12 protein-coding genes are annotated in these 14,373 nt (G+C 73.0%); 6 read left to right on the top strand and 6 right to left on the bottom strand.

Translation table 11 applies throughout. The features are described 5' to 3' along the window. The first annotated feature begins 30 nt into the window (after positions 1–30). Positions 31–483, top strand: coding sequence for a hypothetical protein (locus ACLJQF_RS08980; protein ID WP_410607754.1), 453 nt, complete (start codon positions 31–33; stop codon positions 481–483). Here the strand turns inward: ACLJQF_RS08980 and ACLJQF_RS08975 are convergent. The 3 genes from ACLJQF_RS08975 to ACLJQF_RS08965 form a co-directional block, all read right to left on the bottom strand. Continuing rightward, on the bottom strand, positions 480–1,340 hold the full coding sequence (locus tag ACLJQF_RS08975) for a glycosyltransferase family 2 protein (protein WP_410607753.1): 861 nt from the start codon (positions 1,338–1,340) through the stop codon (positions 480–482). The genes ACLJQF_RS08980 and ACLJQF_RS08975 overlap by 4 nt on opposite strands. A 222-nt stretch (positions 1,341–1,562) precedes the next feature. After that, a complete protein-coding gene (locus ACLJQF_RS08970) occupies positions 1,563–2,693 on the bottom strand; it encodes a glycosyltransferase family 4 protein (RefSeq protein WP_410607934.1) in 1,131 nt (376 codons plus the stop codon). An 89-nt stretch (positions 2,694–2,782) separates the two neighbouring features. Next, positions 2,783–3,859 carry a glycosyltransferase family 4 protein gene (locus tag ACLJQF_RS08965; protein WP_410607752.1) on the bottom strand — a complete coding sequence of 359 codons (1,077 nt, stop codon included), beginning with the start codon at positions 3,857–3,859 and terminating at the stop codon, positions 2,783–2,785. 9 nt (positions 3,860–3,868) lie between these two features. On the opposite strand from ACLJQF_RS08965, the gene ACLJQF_RS08960 reads away from it, so the two are divergent. From ACLJQF_RS08960 to ACLJQF_RS08950, 3 genes are read left to right on the top strand one after another with little or no spacing between them, the layout of a single operon-like run. Beyond that, on the top strand, positions 3,869–4,804 hold the full coding sequence (locus ACLJQF_RS08960) for a glycosyltransferase family 2 protein (protein ID WP_410607751.1): 936 nt from the start codon (positions 3,869–3,871) through the stop codon (positions 4,802–4,804). Positions 4,805–4,837: 33 nt separating this feature from the next. Further along, positions 4,838–7,357 carry a glycosyltransferase gene (locus tag ACLJQF_RS08955; RefSeq protein WP_410607750.1) on the top strand — a complete coding sequence of 840 codons (2,520 nt, stop codon included), beginning with the start codon at positions 4,838–4,840 and terminating at the stop codon, positions 7,355–7,357. Continuing rightward, entirely contained in the window at positions 7,350–8,435 is a 1,086-nt protein-coding gene (locus tag ACLJQF_RS08950) for a glycosyltransferase family 4 protein (RefSeq protein ID WP_410607749.1), read from the top strand. The genes ACLJQF_RS08955 and ACLJQF_RS08950 overlap by 8 nt, the downstream gene beginning before the upstream one ends. A 112-nt stretch (positions 8,436–8,547) precedes the next feature. Here ACLJQF_RS08950 and rfbD read toward each other — a convergent pair whose 3' ends face one another. Both rfbD and rfbB read right to left on the bottom strand, forming a co-directional pair. Beyond that, complete coding sequence (gene rfbD, locus ACLJQF_RS08945; protein ID WP_410607748.1) at positions 8,548–9,435, bottom strand: dTDP-4-dehydrorhamnose reductase; 888 nt, start codon at positions 9,433–9,435, stop codon at positions 8,548–8,550. A gap of 11 nt (positions 9,436–9,446) precedes the next feature. Continuing rightward, positions 9,447–10,436 carry a dTDP-glucose 4,6-dehydratase gene (rfbB, locus tag ACLJQF_RS08940; RefSeq protein WP_410607747.1) on the bottom strand — a complete coding sequence of 330 codons (990 nt, stop codon included), beginning with the start codon at positions 10,434–10,436 and terminating at the stop codon, positions 9,447–9,449. 137 nt (positions 10,437–10,573) lie between these two features. On the opposite strand from rfbB, the gene ACLJQF_RS08935 reads away from it, so the two are divergent. Together ACLJQF_RS08935 and ACLJQF_RS08930 are read left to right on the top strand one after the other, a co-directional pair. Continuing rightward, entirely contained in the window at positions 10,574–12,103 is a 1,530-nt protein-coding gene (locus ACLJQF_RS08935; protein WP_410607746.1) for an LCP family protein, read from the top strand. Between the two features lie 37 nt (positions 12,104–12,140). Then, complete coding sequence (locus ACLJQF_RS08930) at positions 12,141–13,442, top strand: LCP family protein (protein ID WP_410607745.1); 1,302 nt, start codon at positions 12,141–12,143, stop codon at positions 13,440–13,442. Between the two features lie 84 nt (positions 13,443–13,526). Here the strand turns inward: ACLJQF_RS08930 and ACLJQF_RS08925 are convergent, their stop codons facing one another. Continuing rightward, positions 13,527–14,363, bottom strand: a complete 837-nt coding sequence (locus tag ACLJQF_RS08925) for an NAD(P)H-binding protein (RefSeq protein WP_410607744.1) — start codon at positions 14,361–14,363, stop codon at positions 13,527–13,529. Positions 14,364–14,373: the final 10 nt, after the last annotated feature.

The following is a 14,373-nucleotide window of genomic DNA, read 5'->3' as shown; positions in this document are numbered from 1 at the left end:
GGGCCCCGGGTCAGTCGGGAGGCCGAGGGGATGGACCCCCGCGATCGGGCGGACGCCCTGCTCGCACGAGCCCAGGCGCGCGGTGTGTTCGTCGTGACACCCGACAGCGCGACGTCACCGATGGACTCGTCGAACACCCAGCAAATCCCGCGCGCGCAGATCGACGGGCTCGACCGCAGCAAGGACCCCGACACGACCACGCAGCTGCCGGCGTCGCTGATCGAGGAGAACGACCACCCGCTGGCCGGCTCGGCGCCGACGCGGCGGATGGAGGTCCAGGGCGGCCGCCGCCCGCAGCAGACGACGCCGCTGAGCATGCCGTCGCCGACGACACCGATGCCCACGCCGCTGTCCCGCCGGCCCCAGGCCGAGCAGATCACGAGCCCGCTGAAGGAGCCCGATCCGGAGGACACCGGCCTGGTGCCGACGGTGACGCAGAACATCGGCAAGTCCGACCTTTCCCGTCGGCTCGACGGGATCTAGCGGGTTTCCAGCTTCAGCCGCAGTGCGAGGCCGAGCTTCACGGCGGCCAGCACCGGCTTCCAGGCAAGCCCCTGGTGGCGGTCGGCGAGGTAGCGGTAGGCGCTGGCGTGGTGCGCGGCGAGCATCTTCTTCGACGCCTGCGACGTCGAGTGCCCGCCTTCGTGCGTGACCCGCGAGGACGGCGCGTAGACGTTCAGCCAGCCCGCCTTCGCCAGCCGGTCGCCGAGGTCGACGTCCTCGAAGTACATGAAGTAACGCGTGTCGAAGCCGCCGACGGAGTCGAACGCCTCCCGGCGGAACAGCTGGCACGAGCCGGACAGCCAGCCCGAGACGCGCTCGGCCGGGGTGCCGGTCTCCTGCCGGTACTGCTTGGTCCAGGGGTTGCCGGGCCAGACCTTCGCGAAAGCGGCGTGCCCGATCCCGCGCCCGAACGACGGCAGCAGCCGCGCCGAGGGGTAGACCGTGCCGCCGACGTCGTGGATCAGCGGCCCGAAGGCACCCCCACGCGGCCAGCGCCCGGCCACCTCGAGCAGCGCATCGAGCGACCCGGGCTCCCATTCGAGGTCCGGGTTGACGACGACGACCCACCCGTAGGAGTCATCGAGCTCGGCGACGCCCCGGTTGGCGGCGGTCCCGTAGCCGACGTTCTCCCCGATGGTGAGCAGCTGGACGTTCGCCCGGTCGGCGATGACCTGCTCGAGGGCGCCCTCGACGGACGCGTTGTCCGCGACGACCACCTTGACCTCGCGCTCGGTGGCCTTTTCGAGGGTGTCGAGGAACCGCTCGATGGTGTCCTCGGAGAAGTAGGTCACGGTCACGACGCCGACATCGTCGCCATAGCGGGAGTGCTCAGTCACCCGGCCATTGTCCACGCGTCACCGAGGGTGAATCGGGTGCCCCGGCCCAGCAGCACGACGGAGGAAATCAGCGGGTGACGGAAGCGCCGACACGCGTGATCAGGAAGCCGGCACGCGTGATCCGAGGGTCGACACGCCGCACGAGCCTGGCCCCCGCCGTGTCGACCCTCGGATCACGCGTGTCGACCCGGGAATCACGCGTGTCGACCCTGGGATCACAGTTCAGCGGGTGCGGAGGTGCCGGGACCAGGCCTTCGCGTACGCCTCCCGGTGCCGCTCCGCCGTCGTGGCCCACGAGAACTCCTTGGCCCGCTGCTGCGCCGCCGTGGCCAGCTCGGCCCGCCGGCCCGGGTCCGCCAGCAGCTCGCTCAGAGCCGCCGCGACGTCTCCCGCGCCCACTCCGCAGTACGCGACCGCATCACCGCCCACCTCGGGCAGCGACAGCCGGCGCGTGGTCAGTACGCACGCCCCACAGGCCATCGCCTCCAGGACCGGCAGCCCGAACCCCTCGCCCAGCGACGGGTACGCGACGAGCGAAGCACCACCCAGGAAGCCGGCCAGCGTGCCGAACGGCAGATATCCCGCCCGGATCACGCGCAGCCGGTGCGGGACCGCGTCCAGTGCGCGCTCCACCTGCGTGTCCCAGCCCGGCTGACCCGCCAGCACCAACGCCGGCGCGTCCGGGCGGCCCGCGACCGCTCGCGCGAACCCGCGGATCAACGCGGGCACGTTCTTCCGCGGCTCCAGCGCGCCCAGGAACGCCACGTACGGTGTCCGCCCCAGGCCGACGGCCGCGCGGGCCGCCGCGACCTCCGCCGGAGACGGCGGGTGGAAGCGCTCGCTGTCGACGCCGTGGTGAATCACTTCCAGCGAAGCGTGGCGGACCGGGCCGACGCGGGCCAGCTCGGTGGCCGTCGCCGCCGAAGGCACCACGCAGAGCGTCGCGCGACGCAACGCCGTCGCCGTCCACGCGCGGAAGAAGCGGGCCTTCACCGACGAGTGCAGGACGGCGTCGGTGAAGAACGTCGCGTCGTGCAGCGTGACCACCGACGCGGCCGACGTCGCCAGCGGCATCGTGTAGTGCGGCGAGTGGACGACGTCCGCGCCGAGGCGGCGGGTCAGCCGCGGCAGGGTCGCCTGTTCCCACGTCAGGCGGGCCGTGCGGGTGGTCGTCGCCGGTGAGGCGGGCACGACCCGCGAGCGCGGCGCCAGCCGATCGTAGAGCTGCAGGTCGCGGGGCTGGCAGACGACGGTGAGCCGCGCCCCGTCCGCGTCGAGGGCGGCGACGAGCGAATCCACGTACCGGCCGACGCCGCCGCGGTCCGCGGGAACCGCGGTCGCGTCGATCAGCACCCGGGGGTCGTCGCTCACCCCAGCAGAGTACGGCGGCACCCCCGGGCCATGGTGAGGAACTGGCAAACCGGGCTGGTCAGTCGTGCCCGTCAGTCGTGCGCGCGCCGGTGGATCGCCCACACGGCCTCCGCCGCGCGACGCCAGGTGAACGCCTTCGCCCGCTCCCGCCCCGACCGGGTCAGCTCCGCGGCCTTCGACGGCGAACCGAGCACTTCGCGGAGCGCGGCCGCCAGCGCCGCGGCGTCCCCGCGGGGCACCATGAGCCCGGCCCCGCCCGCCACCTCGGCCAGCGCCGGGACGTCGGTGTGCACCACCGGGATCCCGGCCGCCATGGCCTCCAGCAGGCCCAGCCCGAACCCTTCGGCGAGGCTCGGCACGGCCAGCACGTCGGCGCGGCGCAGCACGGTCGCCAGCTCGGCGTCGGTCACCTTGCCCAGCACCCGCAGCCGCTCCGCGGGCAGGCCGCGCTCCTGCGCCAGCGCCACCGGATCGACGCCGCCCCAGCCCTGCTGGCCGGCCAGCACGAGCACCGTGCCCTCCAGCGCCGCGACCGCGTCGACCAGCACGTCGATGCCCTTGCGCGGCTCGATCGTGCCGACCGCCAGCACGTACTGCGCCGGGAGGTCCAGCTCGGCCGAACCGGCAGGCACCCGCACGCCGTGCGGCACCACGCGCACCGGAACGTCGACGTCGACGAGCACGGCCAGTTCGTCGGCGACCGCCCGCGTCGGCACGACCAGCCCGGACGCCCGCCGCGCCGCCCGCGCGATCATCGACCGGTGCCAGCTCACCCCGCGCGCGGTGAGCGTCTCGGGGTGGGTCCACGGCACGGTGTCGTGCACGGTCACGCTCAGCGTCTTCCCGGCCGGGGCCCGCGGCGGCGCGAACGGTGTCGGCGCGTGCACCGCGTCGCCGCCCGGCCACCAGCGCAGGCCCAGCTGCCACGCGGCGACCAGCACCCGCGGCGGGACCCGCAGCACCCGCGGCCCCTCGACACCGGACACGCGGGCGGCGTCGACCTCGGCGTGCCGCGCGACGACGCTGGACACCGTCCAGCCCGGCGGCGCGCTCTTCGCGAGCGCGGGCAGGAGTTCGGCCGTGTAGCGCCCGGTGCCACCGGGCACGGGCGCGAGGAGTTGCTCGGCGAGCACGACCAGTTCGGGCACGCGGCTATTGTGCGGGACGTGACCGCGAATCCCGCCACCACGGTGGTAGTCGTGACCTGGCGGGGCGCCGGGCACATCACGGCCTGCCTCGACGCGCTCGCCGCGCAGACGCGTCCACATCGGACGCTCGTGGTCGACAACGCCTCCGCCGACGGCACCGCCGCCCTGCTCGCGGCCCATCCTTCGCACCCGCAAGTACTCCGGCTCCCCCGCAACACCGGCTACGCGGGCGCCCTCGCCGTCGCGATCGGCCGGATCTCGACCCCGCTCATGGCGTGGCTGAACGACGACGCCGAGCCCGAACCGGAGTGGCTCGCGACGCTGGAGGACACCCTCGGGAAGGCGCCGCTGGCCGCCGCGGCGACGTCGCTGCTCGTGCGCCCCGACGGCACCACGCAGTCGGCCGGCGTCCGGCTGACCGCCGACGGCCACGGCGCCGACGTCGCCGAGCCCGTCGGCGAGGTGTTCGGCTTCTGCGGCGGCGCGGCCCTGCTCCGCACCGACGCCCTACGCAGCGTGCACGGCATCCCGGCGGAATTCTTCTGTTATTACGAGGACACCGACACGGCGTGGCGGCTGCGGCTGGCCGGGTGGGACGTCATCCCGGCGCCGGCCGCCCGCGTCCGGCACGCCCACGGCGTCAGCAGCGAGCTGGGCTCGCCGGAGTTCCACCGCTGGAACGAGCGCAACCGGCTGCTCATGCTGCTGCGCTGCGCGCCCCGCGGCGTCGCGGTGAACCAGCTGCTCCGCTTCGCCGTGTTGACAGCGGTGCTGCCGCTGCGTCCCGGGCGGCCGGCGGCGGCGAACTTCCGGTTCGGCCTGCGCTGCCGCGTGCTGGCCGAAGTGGCCTTGCGGCTACCAGCGACGTTGCTGACCCGGCGCAAGATCACCCGCCGCGCGGCGCTCGGCCGAGGCGCGGTCTGGGAGGCATGGGCAGGCCTTTAAGCTTGCGCCAGGATCGACGACGAGGAGCTGGCTTTGGCGCAGGGGGATCCGCAACCGCTCGTCTCGGTGATCGTGGTGAACTACCACGGCGCCGACGACACGATCACCTGCCTGCGCGCGCTCGCCGAGCACGACTACGCCGAGCTCGAGCTGATCTGCGTCGACAACTCGGCCACCGCAGCCGAAGCCGCGCGCATCCGCGAGGCCGTCCCGCAGGCCCAGCTCGTCGAGGCCGGCCGCAACACCGGCTTCGCGGGCGGCTGCAACCTCGGCGCGAAGCACGCGAAGGGCACCGTCCTCGCCTTCCTCAACAACGACGCCCGCCCGGCGCCCGGCTGGGTCTCCGCCGCCGTCGCCGAGCTGCGCGCCCAGCCCCGCGTCGCCGCCGTGGCCAGCAAGGTCCTCGACTGGGACGGCACCGGCACCGACTTCGTCGACGGCGGCCTGACCTGGTTCGGCATGGGCTACAAGCGCCACGCCGGCTCGCCCCTGAAAGACGTCCCGGCGGCCGAGCACGAGGTCGCGAAGGACGTCCTGTTCGGCACCGGCTCGGCGCTGTTCGTCCGGGCGAGCGTGTTCGCCGAGCTCGGCGGGTTCGACGAACGGTTCTTCATGTTCTACGAGGACGTCGACCTCGGCTGGCGGCTCAACCTGCGCGGCTGGCGCGTCCGGTACGTCCCCGAATCGCTGACCTTCCACCGCCACCACGCCACGATGGCGTCGGTCGACGCGCCGGAAACCGGCCGCGAGACCTTCCTCCTGGAGCGCAACGCGCTGGCCGCGCTTTACAAGAACCTCTCCGACGAGACGCTGGCCCGCGCGCTGCCCGCGGCGCTCGCCCTGGCCGTGCGCCGGGCCACCGCCCGCGGCGAGCTGGACGCCACCCAGCTGGACCTGGAGCGCGGCGGTGCTCCTTCAGGCCCGGTCGAGTCCGGTGACGTCGCGATCCCCCGCACCACACTCGCCGGGCTGCTGGCCATCGACCAGTTCGTCGAGCAGCTGCCTTCGCTGGCCGAGTCGCGGGCCGTCGAGCAGGCCGCCCGCGTCCGCACCGACGCCGACCTGCTTCCCCTGCTGCGCAAGGCTTTGGAACCCGCGTACCCGCTGCCGCGCTACCTGGCCGCGCACGACATCCTCGTCGAGGCGTTCGGCATCGAGAAGGCGTTCGGGCAGCGCCGGAAGATCCTGGTGCTCACCGGCGACGCGCTCACCGAGCGGATGGCGGGCCCGGCGATCCGCGCCTGGAACATCGCCCTCGCGCTCGCCGCCGAGCACGACGTCCACCTCGTCACCACCAACCCCCTCGCGACGCCGCCGCCGGCACCGTTCCGGGTGAGCGGGGGCAAGCACCGCGAGCTGGACGCGCCGATCGCCTGGGCCGACGTCGTCGTCCTGCAGGGGCACGTGCTGGAACTGGCACCGTCGTTGAAGAAGCAGCACAGCGGCAAGATCGTCGTCGCCGACCTGTACGACCCGATGCACCTCGAGCTGCTGGAGCAGGGCAAGGGCGTCCCGGACGACAAGCGCGCGGCCGACCTCGCCGGCGTCACCCGCGTCCTCGACGCCCAGCTCGAGCGCGGCGACTTCTTCCTCTGCGCGTCCGAGCGCCAGCGGCACTTCTGGCTGGGCCACCTCGCCGCGATGGGCCGGCTCTCGCCGCGTCTCTACGACGCCGACCCGACCACGCAGTCGCTGCTCGCGGTCGTCCCCTTCGGCCTGCCCCCGGCGTCGCCGGTGCGCACCGGGCCGGGGCTGCGCTCGTCGCTGGGCATCGGCGGCACCGACCACGTCGTGCTGTGGGCGGGCGGGGTGTACAGCTGGTTCGACCCGCTGACCCTGGTCCGCGCGATCGAGAAGCTGCGCCGTCGCCGCGGCGACGTCCGGCTGGTGTTCCTCGGCATGAAGCACCCGAACCCCGAGGTCGCCGAGATGGACATCGGCGCGCGGACGATCCGGCTGGCCGATTCGCTGGGGCTGACCGGCAAGCACGTCTACTTCAACGAGCAGTGGGTGCCCTACCACGAGCGCCAGAACTGGCTGCTCGACGCGAACTGCGGCGTCACCACGCACTACGAGCACGTCGAGACGACGTTCGCGTTCCGCACCCGCGTCCTGGACTACCTGTGGGCCGGGCTGCCGATCGTCACCACCGACGGCGACGCCTTCGCCGACCTGGTCCGGGCGGAGCGGCTGGGTGTCGTCGTCCCGGCCGAGGACGACGCCGCGCTGGCCGACGCGCTCGAAAAGGCGTTGTACGACGAGGAGTTCGCCGCGGGCTGCGTCGAGCGGCTCGCCGTGGTCGCGCAGCGGTTCGCGTGGCCCGAGGCGCTCAAGCCGCTGGTGGAGTTCTGCCGCGACCCGCGCCCGGCAGCCGACCGGCTGCCCGGATCGGCGGACCTGGTGACGACGCCGCCGACGCGCGGCCGGGCGCTGCTGCGGCGGGACGCCGACCTGATCCGCGAGTACCTGGACGCGGGCGGGCCGGCCGAACTGGCGCGGCGCGTCGGTGGCCGCGTGCTCAAAGTGGCGAAGCAACGGCTCCGCCGTGGCTAGGTCTCTGAGCGTCCTTCTCGACGGCACTCCGCTGCTCGGTGCGCGCACCGGGATCGGCCGGTACACGTCCGCGCTGATCGAAGAACTGGTGTCGATCCCGGAGGTCGACACGCGCGCGGTGGCGTTCACGCTGCGCGGCTGGCGGCGGCTGCGCCACGTGCTCCCGTACGGCGCGCGCGCCCGCGGTATGCCGGTGGCGGCGCGGCTGCTGCGGATGGCGTGGCTGCGGTCGGACTTCCCGCCGGTGGAGCTGTTCGCCGGCCCGACGGACGTGGTGCACGGCACGAACTTCGTACTCCCGGGCCGCCTCCGCGCGGCGGGTGTGGTGACGATCCACGATCTGGCCTTTTTGGACAATCCCGAGGAGCTCGCCCCGAGCGACAAGGACCTCCCGGCCCTGGTCCGCCGCGGCGCCCGCCGCGCGAACGTCATCTGCACCCCGACGGCGGCGGTGGCGGACGCGGTGGCGGAGCGCCTCGACGTCTCCCGCGACAAGATCGTGGTGACGCCGCTGGGCGTGAACCCGGCGTGGTTCACCGCCCGCCCTCCGGACGACGAGCGCCGCGCCCGGCTGGGCTTGCCCGCACGTTATCTGTTGTTCGCGGGCGCGGCGGGCCCGCGCAAGGGCTTGGACTGGCTCTCCCGCACCCACGCGGCGGCCCCCGATCTCCCGGACCTGGTGTTCGCGGGCCCCGGCCCGTTCCCCCGCGGCGACCGGAGGTTCCAGACCGGCTATCTGTCCGATGTGGACCTGCGCACGGTGGTGGCCGGAGCATCGGCCCTGGTGCTGCCCTCGCGCGACGAGGGGTTCGGGCTGCCGGTCCTGGAGGCGATGGCCTCGGACGTCCCGGTGGTCTGCACGGACATCCCGGCGCTGCGCGAGGTGGCGGGCGAGTGCGCGAGCCTGGTTCCGTACGGCGATGTGGACGGCCTGACGGAGGCGTTGCGGACCGCGGTGACGGACCCGCACGCGGTGGCGACGTCGGCGTCCAGGCGAGCCCACGCGGCGAACTTCACGTGGCGCACCTGCGCGGAGCTGACAGTGGGCGCGTACCGGCTCGCCTCCGGCCGCCACTGACCCGCCCCGGCCCAAGCGCCCCAAGGCGGCCTTCGGTGCGTCTGACGCACCGAAGGCCGCCTTGGGTGCGTCTGACGCAACCAAGGCCACATTGGGGCGCTTGAATCCGGGCCTACGCCGTGGCGAAGTAGGCGTCCAGCGCCGCTTCCCAGGACCGCATCGGGGTCAACCCGGCCTCCCGCCACGAAGCCGGCGACAGCACCGAGTACGCCGGACGTGCCGCCGGACGCGGGAACTCCGCCGTCGTGCACGGCTGCACGCGCTCCGGGTCCGCACCCAGCTGCCGGAAGACCGCGCGCGCGAACCCGCACCAGCTCACCGAACCCGCGTTCGTGCAGTGCAGGATCCGCTGCGACGGCCCGTCCCCCGCCGCCGCGCGCGAAGCCAGCTCCAGCAGCCCCGCGGCCAGGTCGGCCGTCCACGTGGGACCGCCCACCTGATCGTCCACAACGGACAGCTCCGGCCGGGAAGACTCCAGCGCTGCCATGGTCTTCACGAAGTTCGACCCGGACCGCCCGTAGAGCCACCCGGTCCGCACCACCCACGAAGACGCCCCGGACCCGAGCACCGCGTCCTCGCCCGCCGCCTTCGTGCGGCCGTACGCCGACCGCGGCCCCAGCTCGTCCGAAGGCTCGTACGGCGCCGATGCGTCACCGGAAAAGACGTAATCGGTCGACACGTGGATCAGCGGCACCCGCCGGGACGCACAAGCCGCCGCCAGCACGCGCGGCCCGTCCGCGTTCACCGCGAACGCGCGCTCCTCGTCGGTCTCGGCCGCGTCGACCGCCGTGTACGCCGCCGCGTTGACGACTACCGGGCGCGAGCCCGCTTCCCGGGCCCGCTCGGCCAATGCCCCGACCGCGGCGAGCACCTGGCCCGTCACCGTCACGTCCAGTTCGGCGGACCCCGGGGCCACGACGTCCACCGAAGGGGACGCCAGCGCGGCGAGGTCCCGGCCGAGCTGCCCGGAACCCCCGGGCACAAGCACCGTCAGTGGCACAGAAACTTTCCCTACTTCTTCAGCGCGGTCCGCCCGGAGAGGGGCTCCCACCACGCGCGATTGTCCCGGTACCAGGCCACCGTCTCGGCCAGACCGTCCTCGAAGGAGACGCGCGGAGCGTACCCCAGCTCCTCGCCGATCTTGGTGATGTCGACCGAATACCGGCGGTCGTGGCCCTTGCGGTCCTCGACCGGCTCGACGCTGTCCCAGCCCGCGCCGACCGCCTCCAGCAGCTTCTCCGTCAGCGAGCGGTTCGTCAGCTCGGTGCCGCCGCCGATGTTGTAGATCTCGCCCGGCCGGCCGCCGTCGGCGACCAGCTGGATGCCGGTGCAGTGGTCGTCCACGTGCAGCCAGTCACGGACGTTGAGCCCGTCGCCGTAGAGCGGCACCTTGCGCCCGTCGAGCAGGCTGGTGACGAACAGCGGGATGACCTTTTCCGGGAACTGGTACGGACCGTAGTTGTTGGAACACCGGGTGATGCACACCGGCAGCCCGTGGGTGCGGAAGAACGAGCGCGCCACCAGGTCGGACGACGCCTTCGACGCCGAGTACGGCGAGTTCGGCTCCAGCAGGTGGTCTTCGGTCCACGAACCTTCCTCGATCGAGCCGTACACCTCGTCGGTGGACACGTGCACGAACTTGCCGACGCCGGCTTCCAGCGCCGCCTGCAGCAGGTTCTGCGTGCCGAGCACGTTCGTCAGCACGAAGTCGGCGGCGCCGAGGATCGAGCGGTCCACATGCGACTCCGCGGCGAAGTGCACGACGAGGTCCACGTCGGTCATCACCTCGACGACCAGCGCCGTGTCGCAGATGTCACCGCGGACGAACGTCAGCCGCGGGTCGGCGGCGACCGGGGCCAGGTTGGCCTCGTTGCCCGCGTAGGTGAGCTTGTCCAGCACGACCACCTCGGCGTCACGCAACGTCGGATAGGCGCCGGTCAGCACCTGCCGGACGTAGTGCGACCCGATGAAGCCGGCACCCCCGGTGACCAGGACCCGCATCTTCCCGCCTTTCCTCACGCCCTCGGACAGGGCAATCCGCCCCCAGCCTACGGAGGTCCCACAACACCCTCAGTAGAGTCTGTGGTGGAGACACAGTGGTGTCCAGGGGGAAGCACGGGGTTCAGGGGAGGAAGCGCGTGACCGAACAGGCTGCGCCGCCCATCCCGGCGCGCCGGGGGCACGACACCGGCCGCGGTGCCGCGACCTTCGCCCGTCGCGGCGGCAAGGCCGTGGTTTCCCTGCTGTCGGTGGCCGTCCTGGCCCTGACCTGGTACGGCTGGCAGTACATCGGCGACCCGAACACCGGCCTGACGACCACGAACGTCTTCGCCGACACCGAGGCGCACGCGAAGCCGCTCGACGGCGCGATCGACATCCTCCTGGTCGGCCAGGACAGCCGCACCGACGCGCAGGGCAACCCGCTGCCCCGCGAGGTGCTGGACATGCTGCACGCCGGCGTCTCCGACGGCGAGCTGAACACCGACACGATGATGCTCGTGCACATCCCCCAGAACGGGAAGCACGCGATCGCGGTCTCGTTCCCCCGCGACTCGTGGGTCGAACTGACCGGTGGCTTCGGCAAGCACAAGCTCAACAGCGCGTTCGTCTACGCATACACGGACACTTACCGGACGTTGCAGCGCCAGGGCATGACCGACCTCAAGGAGGCCGACGCGCAGGCGAAGGTCGCCGGGCGGAAGAACCTCATCGCCACGCTCGAGAAGTTCATCGGCAAGCCGGGCATGATCGACCGCTACGCCGAAGTCAACCTGGCGAGCTTCTACGAGATCACGAAGTCGATCGGCGGCGTCGAGGTCTGCCTCAACGGACCGGCCAAGGAGGCGAAGTCCGGCGTCGACCTGCCGGGCGGGCGGCAGACGATCGAAGGCGTGCAGGCGCTCGCCTTCGTCCGGCAGCGCTACGGCCTGCCCAACTACGACCTCGACCGGATCGCGCGCCAGCAGGCGTTCCTCTCCGGCCTGGCCCGCAAGGTGATCTCGACCGACGTGCTGACCAGTCCGGTGAAGATCGCCGACCTGGTGGCGGCGGTGAAGAAGTCCGTCGTGGTCTCGCAGGGCTGGGACCTGACCGAGTTCGCCGAGCAGATGCGCGGCCTGACCGGCGGCAACATCGAGTTCCACACCATCCCCACGCTGGGCAACGCGAACATCGGCGGCGCCGACGTGCTGCGCGTCGACCCGGCCCAGGTGGCGGCGGAGGTGGCGCGGCTGACGTCGGACGGCGACACCCCGGCGGCACCGACGTCGACGGAGCTGGCCGGCGCGAAGGCCGTCACGGTCGAACTGTTCGACGGCTCGGGCGTGCCGTCACTGGCCGGCCAGACGCACACGATGCTGCAGGGCAAGGGTTTCACGCTCGCCGCGGACCAGCGGCTGAGCACCCGCAACACCACCGTCCTCCGGTACCACCCGGCCGACGACGCCGCGCTGGCCCTGGTCAAGCAGGCGCTGAGCGCGGGCGTGCAGGCCGAGCCGGACCGGGACATCCCCGCCGGGCACGTGCGCGTGCTGCTGGGCAAGGACCTCCGGAACTCGGCCGCCGCCCCGGGCGGCGCGCCGACGTCGACCGCCGCGAAGCCGCCGACGGTTCCTGCCACCCCCGCCGCGCCGCCGATCACGGCGGGCGACGTCCCCTGCGTCAACTAGACTGCGCACGCAGGGTGTTCGGGGGAGGTAGGCCAGCGTGGCAGAGGACCAGGAAGAACCGGAGGCGACGGCCGAGCCGGTGACGCACAGCGACGACGACTGGAAGCCGTCGCCGGTTCCGCGACAGGCGCCCGCTCCACCGCCGCCGTCGCGGGTGCGCCGCGTGGGCCGGGTGAGCCGCCGGGTGGCCGTCGGCCTGGTGTCCTTGCTCGCGCTCGGCGCGAGCGGCTACGTCTACGTCACCAAGGACCAGCTGCAGAGCACGGTCCCGACGACCGACGCGCTCACCCCGCGGGCCGGCGAGCCCGCGCCACCGCCCGCGGACGACGGCGCGGAGGACATCTTGCTCGTCGGCAGCGACGCGCGGACGGACGCGCAGGGCAACGCGCTGCCGCCGCGGGTCTTGCGGCAGTTGCGCACCGAAGCCAACAACGGCGCGGTGAACACGGACACGATGATCCTGCTGCGAGTGCCGAAGAACGGCGGCAAGCCGTCGGCGGTCTCGATCCCGCGCGACACGTGGACGGCCATTCCGGGCCGCGGCGAGGCGAAGATCAATTCGGCGTACGGCATCGCGAAGGCGCACTTCGCGCAGGCGTTGCGCGGGCAGGGCGAGCGCGACCAGGCGAAGATCGAGCGCGACTCCGACACCGAAGGCCGCCGGGTGCTGGTGCAGGCGGTGCAGGATCTGACGCAGGTGCGGATCGACCACTACGCCGAGATCAACCTGCTGGGCTTTTACCTGCTGACCGAGGCGCTCGGCGGCGTCAAGGTGTGCCTGAATCACGCGACCGAGGACAAGGATTCGGGCGCGAACTTCCGCCGTGGCGAGCAGACGGTCTCCGGCGGCGAGGCGCTGTCGTTCGTCCGGCAGCGCAAGAACCTGCCGCGCGGCGACCTGGACCGGATCGTGCGGCAGCAGGCGTTCCTGACGTCGGCGCTGCATCAGCTGCTGTCGGCGGGCACGCTGACCAGCCCGGGCATGCTCAACGACCTGATGGACGCGGTCCACCGGTCGCTGACCCTGGACCCGGGCCTCGACCTGCTGCGGTTCGCGCAGCAGGCGAAGGGGATCGCGTCGGGCGAGCTGACGTTCGCGACGATCCCGGTGGTGACGGCGAACGGCCGGAGTGCCGACGGGCAGAGCATCGTGCAGATCGACCTGAAAGCGGTCCGCGAGTTCGTGGCGAGCTTGGCCGGCCGGCCGGCCCCGGCGGCAGCGCAGGCTCCCGGCCGCCCTCCGGTGGGCGGCAGTTCAGGCGGCGGCTCGGGCAGCGGCGCCGCCCCCGCCGCGGCGCCGCTGCTCCAAGCCTCCCCCGGAGTGCCCTGCGTCAACTGACCCAGGGGCGGCACTTTCACGTGAAAGTGCCCCTTCGTCCGGGGAACCCGATGCGGCACTTTCGCAGGGAAAGTGCCACCTTGGTCAGGCGAAGTCGGCGCGGTGCTCCTCCGCCCACTGGCGGAAGGTCCGCGGCGCGCGGCCGGTCACCTCGCGGACCACGTCCGTCACCACCGACGGCTCCCGCGTCGTCCGCTCCATCGCGCGCAGGACCTCCGGCGGCACCTCGGGCGGCCAGCCCAGCGCGGTCATCCGCTCGGCGGCCTGCGCCGGCGTCAGCTCCTCGACCTGCAGCGGCCGGCCGAGGACGTCCGCCAGCACGGCCGCCTGCTCGCGGAAGCTGATCGGCTCCGGCCCGCTCAGCTGCAGCGCCTCCCCCACGTGCGAGCCGTCCGTCAGGATCTTGGCCGCGACGTCGCCGATGTCCCGCTCGTGGATCGAGCCGACCCGCGAGTCCGGGTACGGCGTGCGCACCACGCCTTCCGCGATGTCCGCGCGCCAGCCCAGGGCGTTCGTCGCGAACGAGCCCGGGTTGAGCAGCGTCTCCGCGAACGGCGCCGCGATCAGCGCCTCCTCCACCACCCGGTGCAGGCGCGCGATGCGGCTCTGCGCCGACTGCGGCTCGAGCGTCGCGCCGGACGACAGCAGCACCACGTGCCGCACGCCGGCCGCCTCGGCCGCCTTCACGAACCCTTCGATTCCCTGCGGTCGCGTGTACAGGAAGGCCGCGGAGATGCCGTCGAGCGCGGGCTCCAGCGTCGAGGCGTCTTCCAGGTCCGCGTTCACCTTCGCGACGCCGTCCGGCACGTCGAGCTTCGCGGCGTCGCGGCTCGCCGCGCGGACGTCCTGACCTGCGGCGACGAGCGCGTCGACCACCGCGCGCCCGACGTGTCCGCTCGCTCCGGTGACGAGAATGGTCATGCTGACCCCC

Origin of the sequence: Amycolatopsis sp. lyj-109, assembly GCF_046548995.1 — a bacterium.
Lineage (GTDB): Bacteria > Actinomycetota > Actinomycetes > Mycobacteriales > Pseudonocardiaceae > Amycolatopsis.
This window is presented reverse-complemented; position numbering and strand designations above follow the sequence as displayed.

Excerpts from the sequence above, each read along its gene's own strand:
- ACLJQF_RS08980 (WP_410607754.1), top strand. The coding sequence starts at position 31 with ATGGACCCCCGCGATCGGGCGGACGCCCTGCTCGCACGAGCCCAGGCG.
- rfbB (WP_410607747.1), bottom strand. The coding sequence starts at position 10,436 with ATGCGGGTCCTGGTCACCGGGGGTGCCGGCTTCATCGGGTCGCACTAC.
- ACLJQF_RS08925 (WP_410607744.1), bottom strand. The coding sequence starts at position 14,363 with ATGACCATTCTCGTCACCGGAGCGAGCGGACACGTCGGGCGCGCGGTG.